This is a genomic window from Streptomyces sp. CMB-StM0423 (assembly GCF_002847285.1).
GTDB lineage: Bacteria > Actinomycetota > Actinomycetes > Streptomycetales > Streptomycetaceae > Streptomyces.
The window spans coordinates 7497163-7515421 of record NZ_CP025407.1 but is presented as its reverse complement, the minus strand read 5'-3'; the positions used below and the strand labels follow the sequence as shown (position 1 = coordinate 7515421).

Here is an 18259-nt window from a genome sequence, read left to right as displayed (position 1 = left end):
GGGCCAGAGGGACACGGGGCGCCCTGCGGGCGGCGACCGGGGGGTGCCGGAAGGTTGAGTGCAGGTGGGCGGGTGCAGGTGGGCGGGTGCCCGGGCGATGCCGGTAGAGAGAAGCGCGAGGCTGGGAGCCGAGCCGGGCCCCGCTGCGAGGGACGTGAGCGGGGCTCGCGGCACGAGGGCGCGGCGCCGGGCGTGGGTCGGCCGGGTCACGTACGGCCCGTGCGGGACGCGGGGGCCGTACGGGCGGAGGCGCCCCGGCCTTCGGGGCCGGCGCCTCCCCCCGGGTGCTGCCCGCGGCACAGGACCCGCGGCCGGACGGTTCCCGGCGCGCGTTCCACGGCGCCTGGCCCGCCCTACCCCCGTCTCAGCCCGATGCGCGGCGGGACGCTGCCAGGCGGTAGACCTCCGCCGCTTCCGCCGTGCGGCCCAGTTGCTCCAGGCAGTGGGCCTCGTCGTGGCGGCTCGACAGGGTCTCCGAGTGGACCGCGCCCAGGGTGCGTTCGCGAGCGCGCGCGACCTCGCGGTGGACCGTCAGCGCCTCCGCCCAGCGGTTCAGCCAGCCCAGCGCGACGGCGATCTCGCGGCGGCCCGCGAGGGTGTCGGCGTGTTCGGGACCGAGGGCCCGTTCGCGTACCGCCGTGACCTCGCGGGCCTCCGTCAGCGCCTCCTGCCAGCGGCCGAGGCGGCCGAGGGTGACGCAGCGGATGTGGCGGGCGCGGAGCGTCTCGGGGTGGCGGGTGCCGAGGGTCTGGGTGCGGTCGGCGATGAGGGTCTCGTAGTGGCCGAGGGCTTCCTCGTGCCGGCCGAGGCGGCCCAGGCAGATGCCCGCCTCGTAGCGCGCAGCCTGGGTGTCGGGGTGGTCGCGGCCGAGGGTGGTGGCGCGGGCGGCGGCGACCTCGCGGTACGTCGCGAGGGCCTGCTCCCAGTGGCCGAGGCTGCCGAGCGCGTGGCCGACCTCGTAGCGGGTGACGAGGGTGTCGGGGTGGTCGGCGCCGAGCACGCGGGTGCGGACGGCGGTGACCTCGCTGGCGACGCGGTAGGACTCCTCGTAGCGGCCGAGGCGGCTGAGGGTGTACGCGAGGTTGTGGCGGCAGCGCAGGGTGTCGGGGTGTTCGTAGCCCATGGTCCGCTCGCGGTCCGCGAGCACGCCGCCGTAGACCTCCAGCGCCTCGGCGTGCCGGTTGAGTTGGCCGAGGGCGTACGCGGTCTCCTGCCGGACCGCAAGCGTGTCGACGTGCTCCCGGCCGAGCCGCCGCTCCCTGCCCGCGGCGGCGGTCCTGAACTCCTCCAGTGCCTCGGCGGTGCGGCCGAGGCGCGCGAGGCACAGGCCGGTCTGGTGCCGGGACGCGAGGGTGTCGGGGTGGTCGCCGCCGAGCGCGGCACCGCGTTCGGCGCCGAGGGCGCGGTGGGCGGCGGCGGCTTCCTCCCAGCGGCCGAGGCGGGCGAGGCTGACGGCGGCGTCGTGGCGGCCGGCGAAGGCGTCGAGGACGTGCTGGGGGGTGGCGGGCCGGCCGGGCTGTGTGGTGGGGGGCGCGTAGGGGTGCGGCGGGTGGGTGGAGTGGGGCGGGGTGTGAGAGGAGGGGGGCGCGTGGGAGAAGGGGTGATGCCCGGTGGGGGCACCGGAGTTGGCGGGGAGGGGCCCGTGGACGCTGGGGGCGCCGCCGGATCCGTACCCGCCGGCGGAGCCGTGACCGCCACCGGGCGTGTGCGCGCCTGGGCTGTGTCCGGCGTCGGGGGCACTGCCTGGGCGCTGCGCCCCGGCGGAGCCGTGCGACGGATCGCGGGAAGGGTCGGCACCGGCCGCGGGCCCGCCCTCGCCGTACGCCCCGCCGGGACCGGGACCGTACGGCGGGGGCAATACGGGGGCGTAGGCGGTGGCCGGGCTCGGCGTGCCGCCCGGGCCGTAGGTGCCGTTCGTGGGGATGCCCGGGCCCGTGCCCCGTTCCGGCCACGTGGGCGGGGGTGTGCCGTTCGTCGGGGGCCAGGTGCGTAGCAGCGCGTCCTCCGGCCGGCCGTGCGCCGGGGTCGTGCGGGGCGCGCGTACGGAGCGGGCGCCCGCCGTCAGGCGCGCGGTCCACGCCGGCAACCCGGCCTCGCCGCTCCCGCGGCTCTCCCTCGAAGTCGCCCCGCTCTCCCGGGCCTGCCCGTGCTCCCCGCTCTCCCGGCCGCCTCCGCTGCCCTGCCCCGTCCCGTTGCCCCGGCCCGCGGCCTCCGCCGCCGCGCGGCTCCCGCGCAGCCGCGTCGACAAGTCGCCCGCGTCCGTCGGCCTGTCCTCCGGGGCCTTCGCCAGCAGGTCCAAGACCACCCGTTCCAGCGGCTCCGGGATCTCCGGGCGGTGCGTGCGCAGCGGCTCCGGCGGCGTGTCGCGGTGGCCGACGAGGATCGCCCAGGCGTCGTCCATGTCGAACGGCGGGACGCCGGTGGCGAGTTCGTACAGCACGCAGCCCAGCGAGTACAGGTCGCTGCGGTGGTCGATGCCCCCGCCGCCGGAGATCTGCTCCGGCGACATGTAGTGCGGCGTGCCCATGGCCATGCCCCCCGCGCCGGTGAGGCGCGAGGTGAAGCCGATGTCGTGCGCGAGGCGCGCGATGCCGAAGTCGAGGATCTTCACCGTGCCGTCGCCGAGGCGCATGATGTTCGCGGGCTTCAGGTCCCGGTGCACGACGCCCTGGTCATGGGTGTACGCGAGCGCCGCCGCGACCTGCTCCGCGATGTCGATGATCTCCTCGACCGGCAGCGGCCGGTGCCCGCCCGCCTCCAGCAACTGGCTGAGGTTGCGGCCCTGGAGCAACTCCATGACGAGGTACAGCACGCCCTCGTCCTCGCCGAAGTCGTGCACGACGGTGACGCCGCGGTGCTGGAGCAGCGCCGCGACGCGGGCCTCGCGGCGGAAGCGTTCCTGTATCGCCGTGGACAGCGGGTGCCCCTGGCGGTGCTGGCCCGCGGGCTTCAGGCACTTGACGGCCACGCGGCGGCCCAGGGACTCGTCGCGGGCCTGCCAGACCTCACCCATGCCGCCGCGGCCGAGGAGTTCGAGCAGCCGGTAGCGGCCCTGGATCAGCCTGGTCTCCGCCATCTCCCCCTGCCGCCCCCGCTGTCGCTGCCGCCGCCTCGTCGTCACTCGTGGCTGTTACCCGTGGCCTTATCCCCCGACTCGTCCAGTATGGCTGCCGTTCGTACGAGCGTGGAAGGCGAGGGCCGCGATGTGGGACCGAGGCGGTCCATGGCTTTCAGTATGTTTCGCGGCGGAAGCCGCCAGCGCAGCCCGGCGGGTACGGCGCGCAGCAGCGCGGCCGTCGCGCGCAGCCTGCGGTCGACCACGGCGGGCGGGGGCGCGGGGCGGCCGTAGAGTTCGTGCGCGATCGGCGGCAGCGTGGCGTAAGCCAGGCCGGCGACCCGGCGCCAGAGCAGGCGGCGGGCGGGGACGAGGAGCGCGCTGACGGGCGGGCGGCGCAGGAAGTCGTCGACGTCGGCGGCCTCGGGGGTGGCGGCCAGCTCGGGGGCCACGCCGGCGAAGTATGCGGCGAGGGCGGCGGTGTCGCCGGGGACGGTGGCCGGGTCGAGGCCGACGAGGCGGGCGGCGGTGCGCTGTTCGCGTAGGTAGGCGTCGGCGTACGCGTCGGGGATCGTCAGGCCGGAGCGGCGGGCGACATCGAGATAGGAGCCGATCTCGGCGCAGTGCACCCAGAGCAGCAGCGCGGGCTCGTCCACGCGGTAGCCCTCGCCGGTGGCGGGGTCGACGGCGCGCAGCCGGCGGTGGATGCCGCGGACGCGCGCGCCGGCGCGTTCGGCGGCGGGAGCGGCGGCGTAGGTGACGGTGCCGACGAAGGCGGCGGTGCGCATGAGCCGGCCCCAGGCGTCGGCGCGGAAGTCGGAGTTCTGCATGACGCCGCGGACGGCACGCGGGTGCAGCGCCTGGAGGTAGAGCGCCCGGACCCCGCCGATCCACATCACCGGGTCGCTGTGCAACTGCCAGGTCACGGACGCGGGCCCGAACAGCCCCGGATCCGGCTCCCCTTCGGGCACGCCCATACGGACCCCTCCCCAACGGCGCGCGGGCGCCCGCCGTGCGCCGGGTCCATTGTCACCCGCCGGGCGCGCACGCCGGAGCCCGGGTTCCGGCCCGGTTCGTACGGACGAATGGGGCGTCCGGGGTCAGGTGGCGGCCGGGGGGCGTACGCGGATCTTGGACTGGCCGTGGGGCAGTTGCTCCCAGTCCGCCATGAACTCCGCCCGCAGCCCGTGCTTCTCGGCCAGCGCCACCAGCGTCTCGGTGCGGTAGTAGAAGTCCTCCCGCAGCACGTGGTGCTCCTCGGTCTCCGTACGGTCGAAGGTGAAGTCGAACCAGCCGTCGGGCCGCAGCACCCGGCCGACGTGCGCGAGGCATTCGTCGATGACGTGCGGCGGGGAGTGCGAGAAGACGCTGTGCGCGTGGACGACGCGGAAGTGCGCGGCCGGGAGGAAGGCGAAGGTCAGGTCGCGTACGGGCGTCAGCCGCGGCAGCTTGTCCTGCAGCTCGTGCCGCACGATGGTGTCCTGGGCGGCGAAGAGGATGTCGGGGGAGATGTCGAGGCCGTAGTAGCGGCCGCGCTCCAGGTAGTCGATGAAGCGCCAGCCGGCCCGCAGGTTGCCGCAGCCGATCTCCAGCATGCGGTCGCCCGGCCGCAGCCCGTGCTCCAGGAGGTAGTCGAACTGCATCTTGCCCAGCGCCAGCCACCGATCGTGCGACTTGCTGCCCACCGCCGCCTCCGGGTCGGCGGCGGAGTCGGAGCGCATCACGGCGCGGTAGTACCCGACGTGGTCGCGGGGGTGGCGCAGCCGCAGCCAGGCGTCGCGGCCGGCGCGGGCGAGGTAGCGGGGGACGCGGTCCGGGTGGCGGGCGGCGTAGCGGACGCGGTGGGTGAGGGTTGTCCGGTTTGCTGTCAGGTTCTTCCGCGGCAAGGTGCACCCCAGGTGAATTGCGGTGGAACGAGCGTGGGACGGGTGAGGGACGTGAGTCGTACGGGCCGGACGGTGGCCGCAGAGTCTAGGTGCCGAACACGCATGCGCAAGCGGGCCGCACCGGCGTGCGTCCGTTCGGGCGACGGCCGCCAAACCCCCCGCACGCGTATACCTCCGACGCCTGCCCAGGGAGTGACCGGGACCGCCGCTGCCGTGATACTGGGCAAGCCAGAGCCGATCGTCACCCGGGCGCGAACGCCACCGGAGGTACCCATGCGAATGCTCATCAACGTGCCGGAGACCGTGGTGCCGGACGCCCTGCGCGGCATGGCCGCCGCCCACCCCGACCTGACGGTCGACGTCGAGAACCGGGTGGTGGTGCGGCGGGACGCGCCCGTCACCGACAAGGTCGGCCTGGTCTCCGGCGGCGGCTCGGGGCACGAGCCGCTGCACGCCGGCTTCGTCGGCCCCGGGATGCTGGACGCCGCGTGCGCCGGCGAGATCTTCACCTCGCCCGTCCCCGACCAGATGACGCGCGCCGCGGCGGCCGTGGACGCCGGCCGGGGCGTGCTGTTCATCGTGAAGAACTACACCGGCGACGTGCTGAACTTCGACATGGCCGCCGACCTCGCCCAGGACGAGGGCATCCAGGTCGCCAAGGTGCTCGTGGACGACGACGTGGCGGTGACCGACAGCCTCTACACGGCGGGCCGGCGCGGCGTCGGCGCGACGCTGTTCGTCGAGAAGATCGCCGGGGCGGCTGCCGACGAGGGCGCGCCGCTGGAGCGGGTGGAGGCGCTGGCCCGCAAGGTCGTGGAGTCCTCGCGCAGCTTCGGCATCGCGCTGAGCGCGGTCACGACGCCGGCCAAGGGCAGCCCCACGTTCGACCTGCCGGACGGCGAGCTGGAGATGGGCATCGGCATCCACGGCGAACCCGGCCGCGAGCGGCGGCCGATGATGACGTCGCACGAGATCGCGGACGTGACGGTGGATGCGGTCCTGGAGGACCTGCGGCCCTCGGGCCCGGTGCTGGCGCTGGTCAACGGCATGGGAGCGACCCCGCTGATCGAGCTGTACGGCTTCAACGCGGAGGTGCAGCGGGCGCTGACGGAGCGGGGCGTGTCGGTGGCCCGTACGCTCGTCGGGAACTACGTGACGTCGCTGGACATGGCGGGGGTCTCACTGACGCTGTGCCAGGCGGACGAGGAGCTGCTGCGGCTCTGGGACGCGCCGGTGCGGACGCCGGGGCTGCGCTGGGGGATGTGAGGTCCTGCGGTAGGGGGCCCGCACACCGGTCCCGTAGTGGTAGCTCCGACGGAGTGTGCAGAGGCAGGTACGAGAAGGGATGCGGCACGTGCTCGACGCGGAATTCTTCCGCCGCTGGATGCTCACCACTGCGGCGGCCGTCGACCGGGAGGCCGACCGCCTCACCGAGCTCGACTCGGCGATCGGCGACGCCGACCACGGCGCCAACCTGAAGCGCGGCTTCACCGCCGTGCGCGCGGCGCTGACGGAGGAGCCGCCGCAGACGCCGGGTGCGGTGCTGGTGCTCTCCGGGCGGCAGTTGATCTCGAAGGTCGGCGGCGCCTCGGGCCCGCTGTACGGCACGCTGCTGCGCGCCACCGGAAAGGCCCTCGGCGACGACGTCGAGGTCACGGACGCGGCGCTGCGCGCGGCGCTGGACGAGGGGGTGGGCGCGGTCGCCAAGCTCGGCGGCGCGGCGCCCGGCGACAAGACCATGCTCGACGCGCTGACCCCGGCCGTGGCGGCGCTCGGCGACGGCTACGGCGCGGCGCGCGCGGCGGCCGGCAAAGGCGCGGAGGACACCATTCCGCTGCGGGCCCGCAAGGGGCGGGCCTCGTACCTCGGCGAGCGCAGCATCGGCCACCAGGACCCGGGCGCGACGTCGTCCGCGCTGCTGGTCGGCGCGCTGGCCGACACGGCGGAGGCGGTGTCCGGTGACTGAGGGGCCGCTGGTCGGCCTCGTGCTGGTCTCGCACAGCGCCGCGGTCGCCGAGTCGGTGGCCGGGATGGCGGTGGCGCTGGCGGGCGTGGACACGGTGGCCGTCGAGCACGCGGGCGGCACGGCGGACGGCGGCTTCGGCACGGACGCGGACCGCATCGCGGCGGCGGCGCGCGCGGCGGACCGGGGCGCGGGCGTCGGGCTGCTGGTGGACCTGGGCAGCGCGGTGCTGACGGTGAAGTCGCTGGTGGAGGACGAGGAGTTGCCGGCGAGGGCGCGACTGCTGGACGCGCCGTTCGTGGAGGGCGCGGTGGCGGCGGTGGTCACGGCGTCGACGGGGGCGGACCTGGACGCGGTGGAGGCGGCGGCGCAGGAGGCGTACGGGTACCGCAAGGTCTGAGCGGGCCCGCGGCGGCCCGTGGGGCGGCCGGGGCGGGCGTGTGCCGGGGGGATCCCGTCGGCGGTGGTCCGGATGGGAGCGCTCGCGGCGGGGAAGGCAGTCGGGGGTACGGGCGGCGCAGGCGTGCGCCGCGGGAGTCGGCGTGCGCACGGAGGCGCCGCCGGGGACGAAGGGGCGGGACCGTGAAGATAGCCGTGTTCGGCGCGGGCAGCATCGGCTGCCATCTCGGCGGCATGCTGGCGGAGGTGGCCGACGTGACCTTAGTCGGCCGGCCGGCGGCGATGGACGTACTGCGCTCCCGCGGCCTGCTGCTGACCGGCGGCGGGCGGGCGGACCGCCGCGTCACACCGGCCGAGATACGCCTGGCGACCGGGCCGCAGGCCGCCGCAGGGGCGGACTATGTACTGGTCACCGTGAAGTCCGCGGCCACCGCGCAGGCCGCCCGCGAACTGGCCGGGCACCTGGCCCCCGGCGCGACGCTCGTCAGCTTCCAGAACGGGCTGCGCAACCCGGCGGTGCTGAGCCAGGGGCTGCCGGGGCGGGCGGTGGTCACGGGCATGGTCCCGTACAACGTGGTGCAGGCCGCCCCCGGCGTGTTCCACCAGGGCACCGCGGGGGTGCTGATGGTCGACGGGGGCGAGCGCTCGGCGCCGCTGGTGGTGGCGATGGCGCAGGCGGGGCTGGAGATCGAGCAGCGCGACGACATGCCCGACGTACAGCACGCGAAGCTGCTGATGAACCTCAACAACGCGATCAACGCGCTGTCCGGGCTGCCGCTGCGGGAGCAGTTGGGGCAGCGCGCGTACCGCGCCTGCCTGGCACTCTGCCAGCGCGAGGCGCTGGCCGCCTTCCGCGCGGCGAACCTGGCCCCCGCCCGCCTGAGCCCCGTGCCGCCCGGCCTCATGCCGCTGGTGCTGCGCCTGCCCGACTGGCTCTTCCGCCGGCTGGCGGCGGCGACGCTGCGCGTGGACGAGCAGGCCCGGTCGTCGATGTGGGACGACCTCCAGCGGGGGCGCCCCACGGAGATAGACACGCTGCAGGGCGAGGTGACGGTGCTGGCGGCGCGCCACGGCCTGCGGGCGCCGGCGAACGCGCGGCTGGCGGAGCTGGTCCTGGAGGCGGAGGCCAGCAAGTCGGGCGAGCGGCGCCACTGGGGCGGCGCGGAACTGCTCGCGGAGCTGACGGCGGTGACGGGCGGCGCGGGGGGCTGACATAGCCGCTGACGGGGGCGCGAGGGCCGACAGGCGTGCCGGGGGCTGACAGGGCGGCTGAGGGGGCGTGGGCCGCGTGCTACGCGCCTGGTGTCGCCGCCGCCTCCGCGAACCACGTCGGGCCGTCCGCGAGCGCCAGCCGGATCCGGTGGCGGGCGAAGTCCTCCAGGTCCGGCGGCAGCGTGTCCGGGTCGAACCAGCCGACCTCCAGTCCCTCGTCGTCGTTCACCCGGGCCTCGCCGCCCGTCGCGCGGCAGCGCAGCGTGATGTCCATGAACTGGCACTTGTCCCCGTTCGGGTACTGGATCGGGTCCAGCCCCTCCACCCCCACGACCCGCTCCACCGTGCACACGACGCCCGTCTCCTCGCGCACCTCGCGGACCGCCGTCTGCGCCGGCTGCTCGCCCGGCTCAGGGATGCCGCCGACGATCGACCAGCGGCCCGTGTCGGCGCGCCGGTGGAGCAGCACCCGGCCGTCGTCGACGACGACGGCGCTGATGCCGGGGAGGAAGAGCAGTTGCTGGCCGGCGGTCGCGCGCAGCTCGCGGATGAAGTCGGGTGTCGCCATGGCCGCAAGCGTAAACGGGGCCGGGGGGCGGCCGGGAAACGCTGTGTGACCGGCGGACTACGCCTCGGCGGGGCCGCCGGTGAGGGGGTGGCGCAGGCGGTCGCGGATGGCGCGTACGGCCTCTTCCGCGTTGTCGACGGTGATCGTGAAGTCGTGGTCGTTCGCGAGCCGCAGCACCAGGCCCTCGCCGCGGCGCACGACCACGGCGGTGCCCTTGCCGGGGCGCCAGCGATAGCCCCAGCCGCCCCAGTGGCGGGGCGTGACGCGGGGCTCGAAGTCGGCGGCGAGCACCTCGGTCAGCGGAATGCGGCGCCGCGGCAGCCCGAAGTGGCCGCAGCGGATCTCCAGGGCGTGGTCGTCGACGCTGACCGCCACGTGCACGAAGGCGAGGGTGCCGGCCAGGACGAGCAGTCCCGCGGCGATGCAGCCGACGACGGACATGACCAGCGGGGCGAGCCCGCCGGTCCAGGGCGCGGCGACGGCCAGCTCGATGCCGAGGGCCATACAGGCAGCGCCGATCAGGGCGAGAAGCCACTGCACACGGCTCGTGGCCCGCCCGGTCCACACACGGGGGCGGTCGTCCTTCATGACACCGAGGGTACGCCAGCCGGGCGGCGGAAGCAGTGCGGCCGGCGGCTATCCGGGTACGGCCCCGGAGCGGGCCGGGGCACCGGCCAGCAGCCGCCCCTCCGCGTACCCGAGGGCGGCGGGCGGCAGGGCGCCGGGGCGGCCGGAGAGGAGGACGGTGAGGTCGCCGGAGGGCGCCGCGGCGGGGTCGGGGGCGGCGCCGAGACGGCGCAGCACCTGCCCGGCGACGGCGCCGGCGGAGCCGTACAGCGCGGGGGCCGGTGCGGCGGGCTGCCGGACGGCGGCGCGGATGCGTTCGCCGACGAGCTCATAGTGGGTGCAGCCGAGGACGACGGCGGTGACGTCGCGGGGGGTGCGGGCTGCGGCCGCGGCGATGGCGGCGTCGACGGCGGCCTCGTCGCCGTGCTCGACGGCGTCGGCGAGGCCGGGGCAGGGCACCTCGGTGGCGGCGACGCCGCCGGCGAAGTCACGGATCAGCCGGCGCTGGTAGTCGCTTCCGGTGGTGGCGGGCGTCGCCCAGACGGCGAGCGGACCGCCGCCGGCGGCGGCGGGCTTCACGGCGGGCACGGTGCCGACGACGGGCAGCGCGGGCTCCAGCTCGGCGCGGAGCGCGGGCAGGGCGTGTACGGAGGCGGTGTTGCAGGCGACGACGAGCGCGTCGGGCCCGTACGCGACGGCGGCCCGCGCACACGCGAGCACCCGCTCCCCCAGATCCCCGGGCTCGCGGGGCCCCCAGGGCATGCCGTCGGGGTCGGAGGACAGCACGAGCTCGACGTCGGGCCGCAACCGCCGCACGGCGACGGCGGCGGGCAGAAGCCCGAGCCCGGAATCCACAAGCGCGATCTTCACGCCGGTCACTGTAGTGCCTCCGGCAGGGCGGGCGGAGCCGGCCGATCCGTGACCACCGGCAGGTCGCCGACCCGGCACAGGCCGGGGACGCAGCGGACCCGGGGGTGGCACGACCCGCCGCGGCAGCCGCGCGGGACCAGGGGGTCCGGGAGGGCGGCGGGTGGCCGCGTGCAGGGACCGGCATGAGGGTCGGCCGCCGGTGGTAGCCGCTGGTGGATGTCGCGCGGCCACGGTGCCGACGGCGGGCAACCCACGCAGGACATGGGGACGGCGGTGGTGCGGGCCGCGACGAGCGGGGGCGCGCGGGCGGGTACGCCGCGGCCGCAGCGCGAAGCGCCTGCGGCGAGAGCGCCGCACGGAACGGCACGCCGCTCTGGCGCTGGCGGACCACGGCCGCCGCTCGCAATGTTCCCGCGCGGGACACCCCGAGTAGGCGCGGGGGCGGGGCGGCCCGGGGGGCGCGGGCCGCGCGCCGTACCGAGCCCTCACCATCAGCACGGGGCCCGCGCAGTGAGACATGCGCTCGGCGGCCGCGGGGCACGCGTCGGAGCGGGTTCTCAGACCGGGCCGGGGCCGCACCGCCGCGTGCCTTCGTCCCCCGCCGCCGCGCCGCTCCCGCGCCGATGTCCGTCGCGACCCGCCCCGTGGTGCTCGCCCGGCGACGGGTGGCGCGGGAGACTTGGGGGGTGACTCTTCTGGCGTGGATCGCCGTGTTTTCGCTTGGTGCCTGGGGCTGGTTGCTGCTCGGGCAGGGGCTCTTCTGGCGGACCGACGTGCGGTTGCCGCTGCGGCCGCCGCCCGCGCAGTGGCCCTCCGTGGCGGTCGTCGTGCCCGCGCGGGACGAGGCCGCCGTGCTGCCCGACAGCCTGCCGTCCCTGCTGGCGCAGGCGTATCCGGGTGAGGCCCGGGTGTTCCTCGTCGACGACGGCAGCACCGACGGCACCGCCGAGACCGCCCGCACCCTCGCAGAGAACGCCGGGGACCGCGCCCTTCCGCTCACCGTCTCCTCCCCCGGTGAGCCTCCCGAGGGGTGGACCGGGAAGCTCTGGGCGCTGCGGCACGGGATCGAGCAGGCGTACCGGGCCGACGCCGAGTATCTGCTGCTCACCGACGCTGACATCGCCCACCGGCCCGAGAGCCTGCGGGAGTTGGTCGCCGCCGCCGAGGCCGGCGGGTACGACCTCGTGTCGCAGATGGCCCGGCTGCGTACCGCCACCGGCTGGGAGCGGCTGGTCGTGCCGGCGTTCGTGTACTTCTTCGCCCAGCTCTACCCGTTCCGCTGGGTCAACCGCGCCGGCGGCAGGACCGCCGCCGCGGCCGGCGGCTGCGTGCTGCTCAAGGCCGATGCCGCCCGCCGGGCGAGGATCCCCGAGGCGGTGCGCGGTGCGCTCATCGACGACGTGTCCGTGGCGCGGGAGGTCAAGCGCACCGGTGGCCGGATCTGGCTGGGGCTCGCCGAGCGGGTCGACAGCGTGCGGCCGTACCCGCGTCTCGCCGAGCTGTGGGGGATGGTCTCGCGCAGCGCGTACGCCCAACTGCGGCACAGTCCGCTGCTGCTGGCCGCCGCCGTGGGCGGGCTCGCGCTGGTGTACCTCGTGCCGCCGCTGGCGGTGGCCGCCGGGCTGCTGGGCGGCGCGCCCGGGGTCGCCGTCGCGGGGGCGCTCGCGTGGGCCGTGATGGCGGGGACGTACCTGCCCGTGCTGCGGTATTACGGACAGCCGCCGTGGGCCGCCGCGCTGCTGCCGTTCACGGCCGGGCTGTATCTGCTCATGACGGTCGATTCGGCCGTACGGCACCACCGCGGCAAGGGCGCCGCCTGGAAGGGGCGTACGTACGCGTGAACGCACGCGTACGTACGCACGAGTAGCTCAACTCCCCCCGTCCACCTGCTCTTTACAGAATCTGAACACATCGAGAAGCCTGATTTACCCGTGTTGACACGCATTGATAAGGGTCGGTCACTTGGAACCCGCAAAACAACCCTCTTATCGGTCTCCCCAACGACCACATCGTGGGCTTAACTTATGGGGTATGACCTCCCCCCGCCCGTACGGCAGTGGCTACTATGCCGCGCCTGCTTTCCCCGACACCCCGATCTACGACAGTCTGGTCGAAGAGCGGGGTACCCCCCAGATCGCCCCGATCCGGGTCCCTTCGTACGACTCCGGCCCCCACCTGCCGGCCCTGCCCGCGCCCCGCGCCGCCCTGCCGCCCGCCCCGGCGCCGGCCCCCGCTCCCGCGCCGCACCCCCACCAACCGCACGGGACGCACATCGCGCACACCCCGCAGCCGACGGTGTACGGCCACCAGCCCGCCCCCCAGCCGGCACCGCCGCAGCCGTTCATACCGCAGCAGGCCGCGCAGCCGGCCCGCTGGGACCAGGGGTACGAGCAGCAGCGCCCCCAGCCGCAACAGCCGCGCCCGCAGCAGCAGTCGGCGCCACCCGGGTACGAGGCGATGCGCCCCGTCGCCCCGCGGCCCGCGCCGCCGCAGCCGGCCCAGCCCGCCCGGCCGGCGTCCCCGCAGACGTACGCGGATCAGTACGCCAGGCCGTACTACCAGGACGGACAGCGCTACTGAGCACCGGCCGGCCCTGAACAGTGGCCGGCCGACCTCGCCGCGCGCGCTACGGTGGTGCCTCAGCCAAGCCGACGCACGAGGTGGGGGCAGAGCAGGACATGGCACAGGGCTCCGTCCAGGTCACGCACACCGGCTCCGTCAGGACCGGTCGATGGCGCCGGCGCACCGGGGAGTACGGGTCGCTCGCGGCGGCCCTGGAAGCCGCGGGCGACGGCGACGTGCTGTCGCTGGCCCCGGGCACATACCGGGAAAACGTCGTGCTGGAGCGGGCGGTGACGCTGCGCGGCCCGGGCGGCGCGGTCGGCTCCGTCCGCATCGCGCCGGCCGACGGCGTGGCGCTGACCGTCCGGGCGTCCGCGGTGGTCGAGGGGCTGCACGTCGAGGGGGAGGACGCGGCGGTCCCGGCGGTGCTCGTCGAGTCGGGCCGGCCGGAGCTGACCGGGCTGCGGGTCGTCACCCGCTCCGCCGCGGGCATAGAGGTCCGTGGCGACGCCCGGCCCACGGTCCGCCGCTGCGCCGTCGACAACCCGGCAGGTACGGGGGTCACGTTCGCCGACGGGTCCGGCGGCGTGCTGGAGGGCTGCGAGGTGCTGGCCGCCGGGCGCAGCGGCGTCGCGGTGCGCGGCGGTTCGAGCGCGCACCTGTCGCAGTGCCGCATCCACCACGCGGGCGGCGCCGGGCTGCTGCTCACCGGCGAGGGCAGCACGGTCGAGGCGGTGGGCTGCGAGGTCTACGAGATCAAGGGCGCCGGCGTGCAGTTGACGTCCCGCGCCTCCGGGGAGCTGACGGACTGCACGGTGCACCGCACCTCGGGGGACGGCATCTCGCTCGACACCGAGGCCGTCGTCAAGCTCACCGACTGCGAGGTCCACGACGTCCCGGAGAACGCCGTGGACCTGCGCTCGCGCGCGCAGGCGAGGCTGGCGCGGGTCACCGTGCGCCGGTTCGGGCGCAACGGCCTTTCGGTGTGGGACGCGGGCACGCGCGCCGAGGCGGAGCAGTGCGAGGTCCACGACGGCACCGGCGACTACCCCGCGGTGTGGGTGAGCGACGGCGCCGCCGCGTCGTTCACGTCCTGCCGGGTGCACGACGTGCCCGACGCGCTCGTCGTCCTCGACCGCGGCTCGGCGGTCGAGGCGACCGACACCGACCTCGCGCAGATCCGCGGCACGGCGGTGTCCGTGAGCGACGGCGCCACGGTCGCGCTGGAGCAGTGCCGGATCCGGGACGCGGCGACCGGCGCCTGGTTCCGCGACCACGGCAGCGGCGGCACGGTGCGGGACACCACGGTCGACTCGGTCGCGTCGGGGATCATCATCACCAAGGGCGCGGACCCGGCGGTGGAGGGCTGCACGATCACCTCGCCCACGGAGGCCGGGGTGTTCGTCTCGGCGGCGGGGCGCGGCTCGTTCACCGGCTGCCGCGTCACCGGCAGTCTCGGGTACGGCTTCCACGTCATCGACGGCTGCCGTTCGACCCTGACCCGCTGCCGTACGGAGCGCTGCGCGCGCGGCGGCTACGAGTTCGCGGACGCGGGCCCGTCCGCCCCCGAGGGCTCCGGCGGCGGTCCCGTGGTGGAGGACTGCACGAGCGACGAGAGCGCGGAGATGGCGAGCGCCCGCCCCACCGTGCCCGCCGCCCGCACCGAGCCGGCACCGGACGGCCTGCTGGGCGCGTTCGCGCCGCAGCAGGCGGGCGCGGCGGGTGCCGTACGCCCGGCCGCCGAGGCGGCGCCCGCGGCCCGGCCCGCCCGGGAGGTGCTGGCCGAGCTGGACGCGCTGGTCGGGCTGGAGAACGTCAAGCGCGAGGTGCGGGCGCTGACCGACATGATCGAGGTCGGCCGGCGGCGCCGGCAGGCGGGTCTCAAGGCCGCCTCGGTCCGCCGCCACCTGGTCTTCACCGGCTCCCCCGGCACCGGCAAGACGACCGTGGCGCGGATGTACGGCGAGATCCTGTCGTCGCTGGGCGTGCTGGAGCGCGGGCACCTGGTGGAGGTCTCCCGGGTCGACCTGGTCGGCGAGCACATCGGCTCGACGGCCATCCGCACCCAGCAGGCGTTCGAACGCGCCCACGGCGGCGTGCTGTTCATCGACGAGGCGTACGCGCTGGCGCCCGAGGACTCCGGCCGCGACTTCGGCCGCGAGGCCATCGACACGCTCGTGAAGCTGATGGAGGACCACCGCGAGTCGGTCGTGGTGATCGCCGCCGGCTACACCACGGAGATGGAGCGGTTCCTCGCCGTCAACCCCGGGGTGGCCTCGCGCTTCTCGCGCACCATCACCTTCGGCGACTACACCGCGGAGGAACTGCTGCGGATAGTCACGCAGCAGGCCGAGGAGCACGAGTACCGCCTCGGTGACGGTACGGACGAGGCGCTGCTGAAGTACTTCACCGTGATCCCCAAGGGCGCCGGCTTCGGCAACGGCCGTACCGCCCGGCAGACGTTCGAGGCGATGGTGGAGCGGCACGCCGGCCGCGTGGCCCGGCTTCCTGACCCCACGACCGACGAGCTGACGCTCCTCTACGCGGACGACATCCCGGTTCTGCCCTGAGCCACCGCGCCGTCCGCGGTCTCCGCGGCCGGCTCCCCCGCGGGCCGCGGCACCTGCCGCGGCCACTCCTCCGCGGGTGCGGCGGGGGCGACGGAGATGCGGGCGATCAGCTCGGCGCGTTCGACGGCGAAGGCCGGGTCGGCCTGGTAGCCGGAGTGCGCGTTGATCGCGGCGGGCAGCGGGTGTTCGGGCGTGCGCTCGAAGGCGAGCGGGTCCTTGAGCGGCTTGCGGTCGACGTCGCTGGGCCGCCCGTCCGGCGGCGTGGGCCGCACCGGGCCGCCGATGGGGTCGGTCAGCCGCCACAGGTTGCGCCAGGCGTGCGTCTGGTCGTCGAGTTCCGCCAGCGCCCGGTCGCCGAAGTACGCCGGGAACCAGCGCCCGTAGAGCCGGCGCAGCGGTGACCCGTACGTCAGCAGCGCGACCCGGCCGCGGATGTCCGGATCGAGCTGCCAGACCGCGGCGGCGGCGAGCACGCTGCCCTGGGAGTGCCCGGAGATGACGAGGCAGCCGCCGGTGCGGGTGGTCCAGGTGCTGGTCCGCCAGGCGAGGTCGGGCACGGCGCGCTCGGCGTAGCAGGGGGGCGCGAAGGGGTGGGCGGCGCGCGGCCAGAAGGTGCCGACGTCCCAGAGGATCCCGACCGTACGGCGCGACTTGGGATCCCGGTACGCCTGCCGGCCCATGGCCAGCAGCAGGATGACCCCGGCGCCCATCATCCAGGAGCCGAGCGCCTGCCCGGTCTGGGCCAGCCCCGGCAGCGGTCCCGGGGCGCCGTGGGCGGCCTTGCCTGGAACCTCGTCGGTGAGCCAGGCGCCGAGGACGGCGCCCGCGCCGAGGACCAGGGTGGCGAGCGCGGCGGCGCCGAGCGCGGGCGGCGCGTCGTCGGTGAGCCGGGCGCGGGCGATGGCGCCCGCGATGCGGCCGGTGCGCGGGTCGTTGTCCTCGGTGTAGCGGTGTTCGGTGGGGTAGAGCCCGGCGACCTCGGTGGCGATCCGGCGGCGCAGCACCCACATCCGCCAGCCGCCGGCCAGCGCCAGCAGCAGCACGAGCAGGGCGATCAGCGGTATCGCCGTGGCCTGCCAGGAGAGCACCACGGGCGGGCCCGCGAGCGGGCCGTTCTCGCCGGGGGTGGCGCCGCGGTCCAGCCAGTCGGCGACACGCTGGGCGACGCCGCCCGAGAAGACCCCGGCCACCGCGCTGGCCAGCAGCGCCACGCAGGCGCCGCCGAGGCCGCGCAGCGCGGGCGGCTCGCCGGTGGCGCGGCGCTGGAGCACCCAACCGGTGACCGCGAGCCCGGCGGCGAGCACGCCCTGCGCCACGGCGAGGCCGCCGAAGACCGAGGTGCCGGGCAGCCGTCCGGTGGAGACCCAGTCGGGCCGGGACCAGGCGGTGTGCACGAGTACGGCCGCCAGCAGCGCGAGCGCGGCGAGGGGCAGGGCCCGTACGGCGCGGCGGTCCTCGCCCATGTCCGGCTCCGCCTCCGTACGGCCCGAGCGGCACACCAGGGCCACGACGGCGACCCAGCCGGCGGCGGTCAGGGCGCCGAGGACCCAGCCGGTGGCCCGGAGTCCGCCGCCGGTGTCGTCGTCGGCCGCCATGGTGACGGCGATGAGCGCGGAGGCGACGGCGAGCAGCCCGGTGGCGGTGTGCGCGGCGCGCAGCCGGGCCACCAGGCGGCGCCCGTACCAGAAGCCGGGCAGGGACAGCGCTGGCTGCTCGCCGGCGGTGCCGGGGGCGGCCGCGCGGGGCGAGGGCTTGGCCGACTCGTAGATGCTCCAGGTGCGCCGCGACAGCCACCACAGCAGCGCCGTCAGCAGCACGGGGACCAGCGCGGCCAGCGCGAGCCGCCGTCCTGGCCCGCCGAACCAGCCGCCGGACTCGGCGGACATGAAGCCGAGCCACGACTTGTCGGCGACGCAGTGCGTGCTGCCCGCGCACTGCCAGGCGAGCAGGTCGAGCGTCACCTCGCCGGCGGCCAGGACGAGCTGCACGGTGAGCGTGAGCGCGAAGATCCGCACGAGGATGTCGTACGCCCGGTGCGCGCCGTGCCGCGACGGGGCGGCGGGGCGCATCCAGTGCGCGAGGTTGGCGATCATGAACGGGAGGAGGACCAGCCACAGCGCGCGGGCGCCGTTGCCCGAGGTCAGGTTCGACCAGCAGTACGCCTCCTGCACCGGCTCCGTACGGGATCCGCCGCCTTCTCCCTGCTCCCCCGCGGCTCCCCCGGTAAGTTCCTCCGCCCGCACGTCGTCCGTGCGGCGGTGGATGCCTGCCGTGTGGTCGCCGGTGACCAGCTCCGTGCGCGGGTCGCCCAGCATCTCCTGCGGAGTGGCCCCGCCGACGCCGTGGACCAGCAGTTCCAGCGACGGCTGCGCGGCCGTGCCTTCGGGTCCGTCCGTCCTGCCCGGCGGTGTGCGCCCCTTGGCGCTCAGCGCTTCCGGCTGCATGCCTCTCGCCCCCCGTACCGTCCTGCGGTCACTACCGGTGTCCAGCATCCCGGGATCGGCCGTCCGGTGCAGCTTCCCGCGCGGGAGGCGAAGCAGAATCGTGACGCTGGGTTCCCACGTGGCCGAACACCCGCCGCCGCGTGTCGTACCCGCATGGGAAGAT

Annotated in this window: 14 protein-coding genes; 7 read left to right on the top strand and 7 right to left on the bottom strand. The window is 75.8% G+C overall.

Annotated elements, in window-relative coordinates; translation table 11 throughout:
• Nucleotides 1–364: 364 nt before the first annotated feature.
• From CXR04_RS32675 to CXR04_RS32665, 3 genes are all read right to left on the bottom strand, one after another.
• Nucleotides 365–3076, bottom strand: a complete 2712-nt coding sequence (locus CXR04_RS32675; protein ID WP_101425813.1) for a serine/threonine-protein kinase — start codon at nt 3074–3076, stop codon at nt 365–367.
• A 41-nt stretch (nt 3077–3117) separates the two neighbouring features.
• Complete coding sequence (locus CXR04_RS32670) at nt 3118–4032, bottom strand: oxygenase MpaB family protein (protein ID WP_101425812.1); 915 nt, start codon at nt 4030–4032, stop codon at nt 3118–3120.
• Nucleotides 4033–4155: 123 nt separating this feature from the next.
• A complete protein-coding gene (locus tag CXR04_RS32665) occupies nt 4156–4941 on the bottom strand; it encodes a class I SAM-dependent methyltransferase (RefSeq protein WP_101425811.1) in 786 nt (261 codons plus the stop codon).
• 273 nt (nt 4942–5214) lie between these two features.
• Here CXR04_RS32665 and dhaK point away from each other — a divergent pair, with 273 nt between their 5' ends.
• The 4 genes from dhaK to CXR04_RS32645 all read left to right on the top strand — a co-directional run bounded on the left by dhaK (nt 5215) and on the right by CXR04_RS32645 (nt 8515).
• A complete protein-coding gene (gene dhaK, locus CXR04_RS32660) occupies nt 5215–6207 on the top strand; it encodes a dihydroxyacetone kinase subunit DhaK (RefSeq protein WP_101425810.1) in 993 nt (330 codons plus the stop codon).
• A gap of 88 nt (nt 6208–6295) precedes the next feature.
• Nucleotides 6296–6907 (top strand): dihydroxyacetone kinase subunit DhaL, encoded by a 612-nt coding sequence (gene dhaL, locus CXR04_RS32655; RefSeq protein ID WP_199850575.1) that lies wholly within the window; start codon nt 6296–6298, stop codon nt 6905–6907.
• The gene (locus CXR04_RS32650) at nt 6900–7304 is read left to right on the top strand and encodes a PTS-dependent dihydroxyacetone kinase phosphotransferase subunit DhaM (protein ID WP_101425808.1); all 405 of its coding nucleotides are present in this window, start codon (nt 6900–6902) and stop codon (nt 7302–7304) included. Before dhaL ends, CXR04_RS32650 begins: the two co-directional genes overlap by 8 nt.
• 182 nt (nt 7305–7486) lie before the next feature.
• Entirely contained in the window at nt 7487–8515 is a 1029-nt protein-coding gene (locus CXR04_RS32645; RefSeq protein WP_234380604.1) for a 2-dehydropantoate 2-reductase, read from the top strand.
• Nucleotides 8516–8594: 79 nt separating this feature from the next.
• On the opposite strand, the gene CXR04_RS32640 is transcribed toward CXR04_RS32645, so the two are convergent.
• Genes CXR04_RS32640 through CXR04_RS32630 form a run of 3 tightly spaced genes read right to left on the bottom strand, consistent with a single transcriptional unit; the run spans nt 8595 to nt 10529 of the window.
• On the bottom strand, nt 8595–9083 hold the full coding sequence (locus tag CXR04_RS32640; protein ID WP_101425807.1) for an NUDIX hydrolase: 489 nt from the start codon (nt 9081–9083) through the stop codon (nt 8595–8597).
• A gap of 57 nt (nt 9084–9140) precedes the next feature.
• The gene (locus CXR04_RS32635; RefSeq protein WP_101425806.1) at nt 9141–9671 is read right to left on the bottom strand and encodes a hypothetical protein; all 531 of its coding nucleotides are present in this window, start codon (nt 9669–9671) and stop codon (nt 9141–9143) included.
• Nucleotides 9672–9719: 48 nt separating this feature from the next.
• Complete coding sequence (locus CXR04_RS32630; protein WP_101425805.1) at nt 9720–10529, bottom strand: glutamate racemase; 810 nt, start codon at nt 10527–10529, stop codon at nt 9720–9722.
• 677 nt (nt 10530–11206) lie between these two features.
• Between CXR04_RS32630 and CXR04_RS32625 the strand changes: the two genes are divergently transcribed.
• From CXR04_RS32625 to CXR04_RS32615, 3 genes are all read left to right on the top strand, one after another.
• Nucleotides 11207–12361, top strand: coding sequence for a glycosyltransferase (locus CXR04_RS32625; protein WP_101425804.1), 1155 nt, complete (start codon nt 11207–11209; stop codon nt 12359–12361).
• Nucleotides 12362–12551: 190 nt separating this feature from the next.
• Nucleotides 12552–13100 (top strand): DUF6643 family protein, encoded by a 549-nt coding sequence (locus tag CXR04_RS32620; RefSeq protein WP_101425803.1) that lies wholly within the window; start codon nt 12552–12554, stop codon nt 13098–13100.
• Between the two features lie 98 nt (nt 13101–13198).
• Nucleotides 13199–15652, top strand: coding sequence for a right-handed parallel beta-helix repeat-containing protein (locus CXR04_RS32615; protein WP_101425802.1), 2454 nt, complete (start codon nt 13199–13201; stop codon nt 15650–15652).
• Here CXR04_RS32615 and CXR04_RS32610 read toward each other — a convergent pair.
• Nucleotides 15622–18096, bottom strand: a complete 2475-nt coding sequence (locus CXR04_RS32610) for a hypothetical protein (protein WP_101425801.1) — start codon at nt 18094–18096, stop codon at nt 15622–15624. The two genes, CXR04_RS32615 and CXR04_RS32610, sit on opposite strands and share 31 nt — an antisense overlap.
• Between the last annotated feature and the right edge of the window lie 163 nt (nt 18097–18259).

Excerpts from the sequence above, each read along its gene's own strand:
- CXR04_RS32610 (WP_101425801.1), bottom strand. The coding sequence starts at position 18,096 with ATGCAGCCGGAAGCGCTGAGCGCCAAGGGGCGCACACCGCCGGGCAGG.
- CXR04_RS32675 (WP_101425813.1), bottom strand. The coding sequence starts at position 3,076 with ATGGCGGAGACCAGGCTGATCCAGGGCCGCTACCGGCTGCTCGAACTC.
- CXR04_RS32615 (WP_101425802.1), top strand. The coding sequence starts at position 13,199 with ATGGCACAGGGCTCCGTCCAGGTCACGCACACCGGCTCCGTCAGGACC.
- dhaK (WP_101425810.1), top strand. The coding sequence starts at position 5,215 with ATGCGAATGCTCATCAACGTGCCGGAGACCGTGGTGCCGGACGCCCTG.
- CXR04_RS32670 (WP_101425812.1), bottom strand. The coding sequence starts at position 4,032 with ATGGGCGTGCCCGAAGGGGAGCCGGATCCGGGGCTGTTCGGGCCCGCG.
- CXR04_RS32620 (WP_101425803.1), top strand. The coding sequence starts at position 12,552 with ATGACCTCCCCCCGCCCGTACGGCAGTGGCTACTATGCCGCGCCTGCT.
- CXR04_RS32635 (WP_101425806.1), bottom strand. The coding sequence starts at position 9,671 with ATGAAGGACGACCGCCCCCGTGTGTGGACCGGGCGGGCCACGAGCCGT.
- CXR04_RS32640 (WP_101425807.1), bottom strand. The coding sequence starts at position 9,083 with ATGGCGACACCCGACTTCATCCGCGAGCTGCGCGCGACCGCCGGCCAG.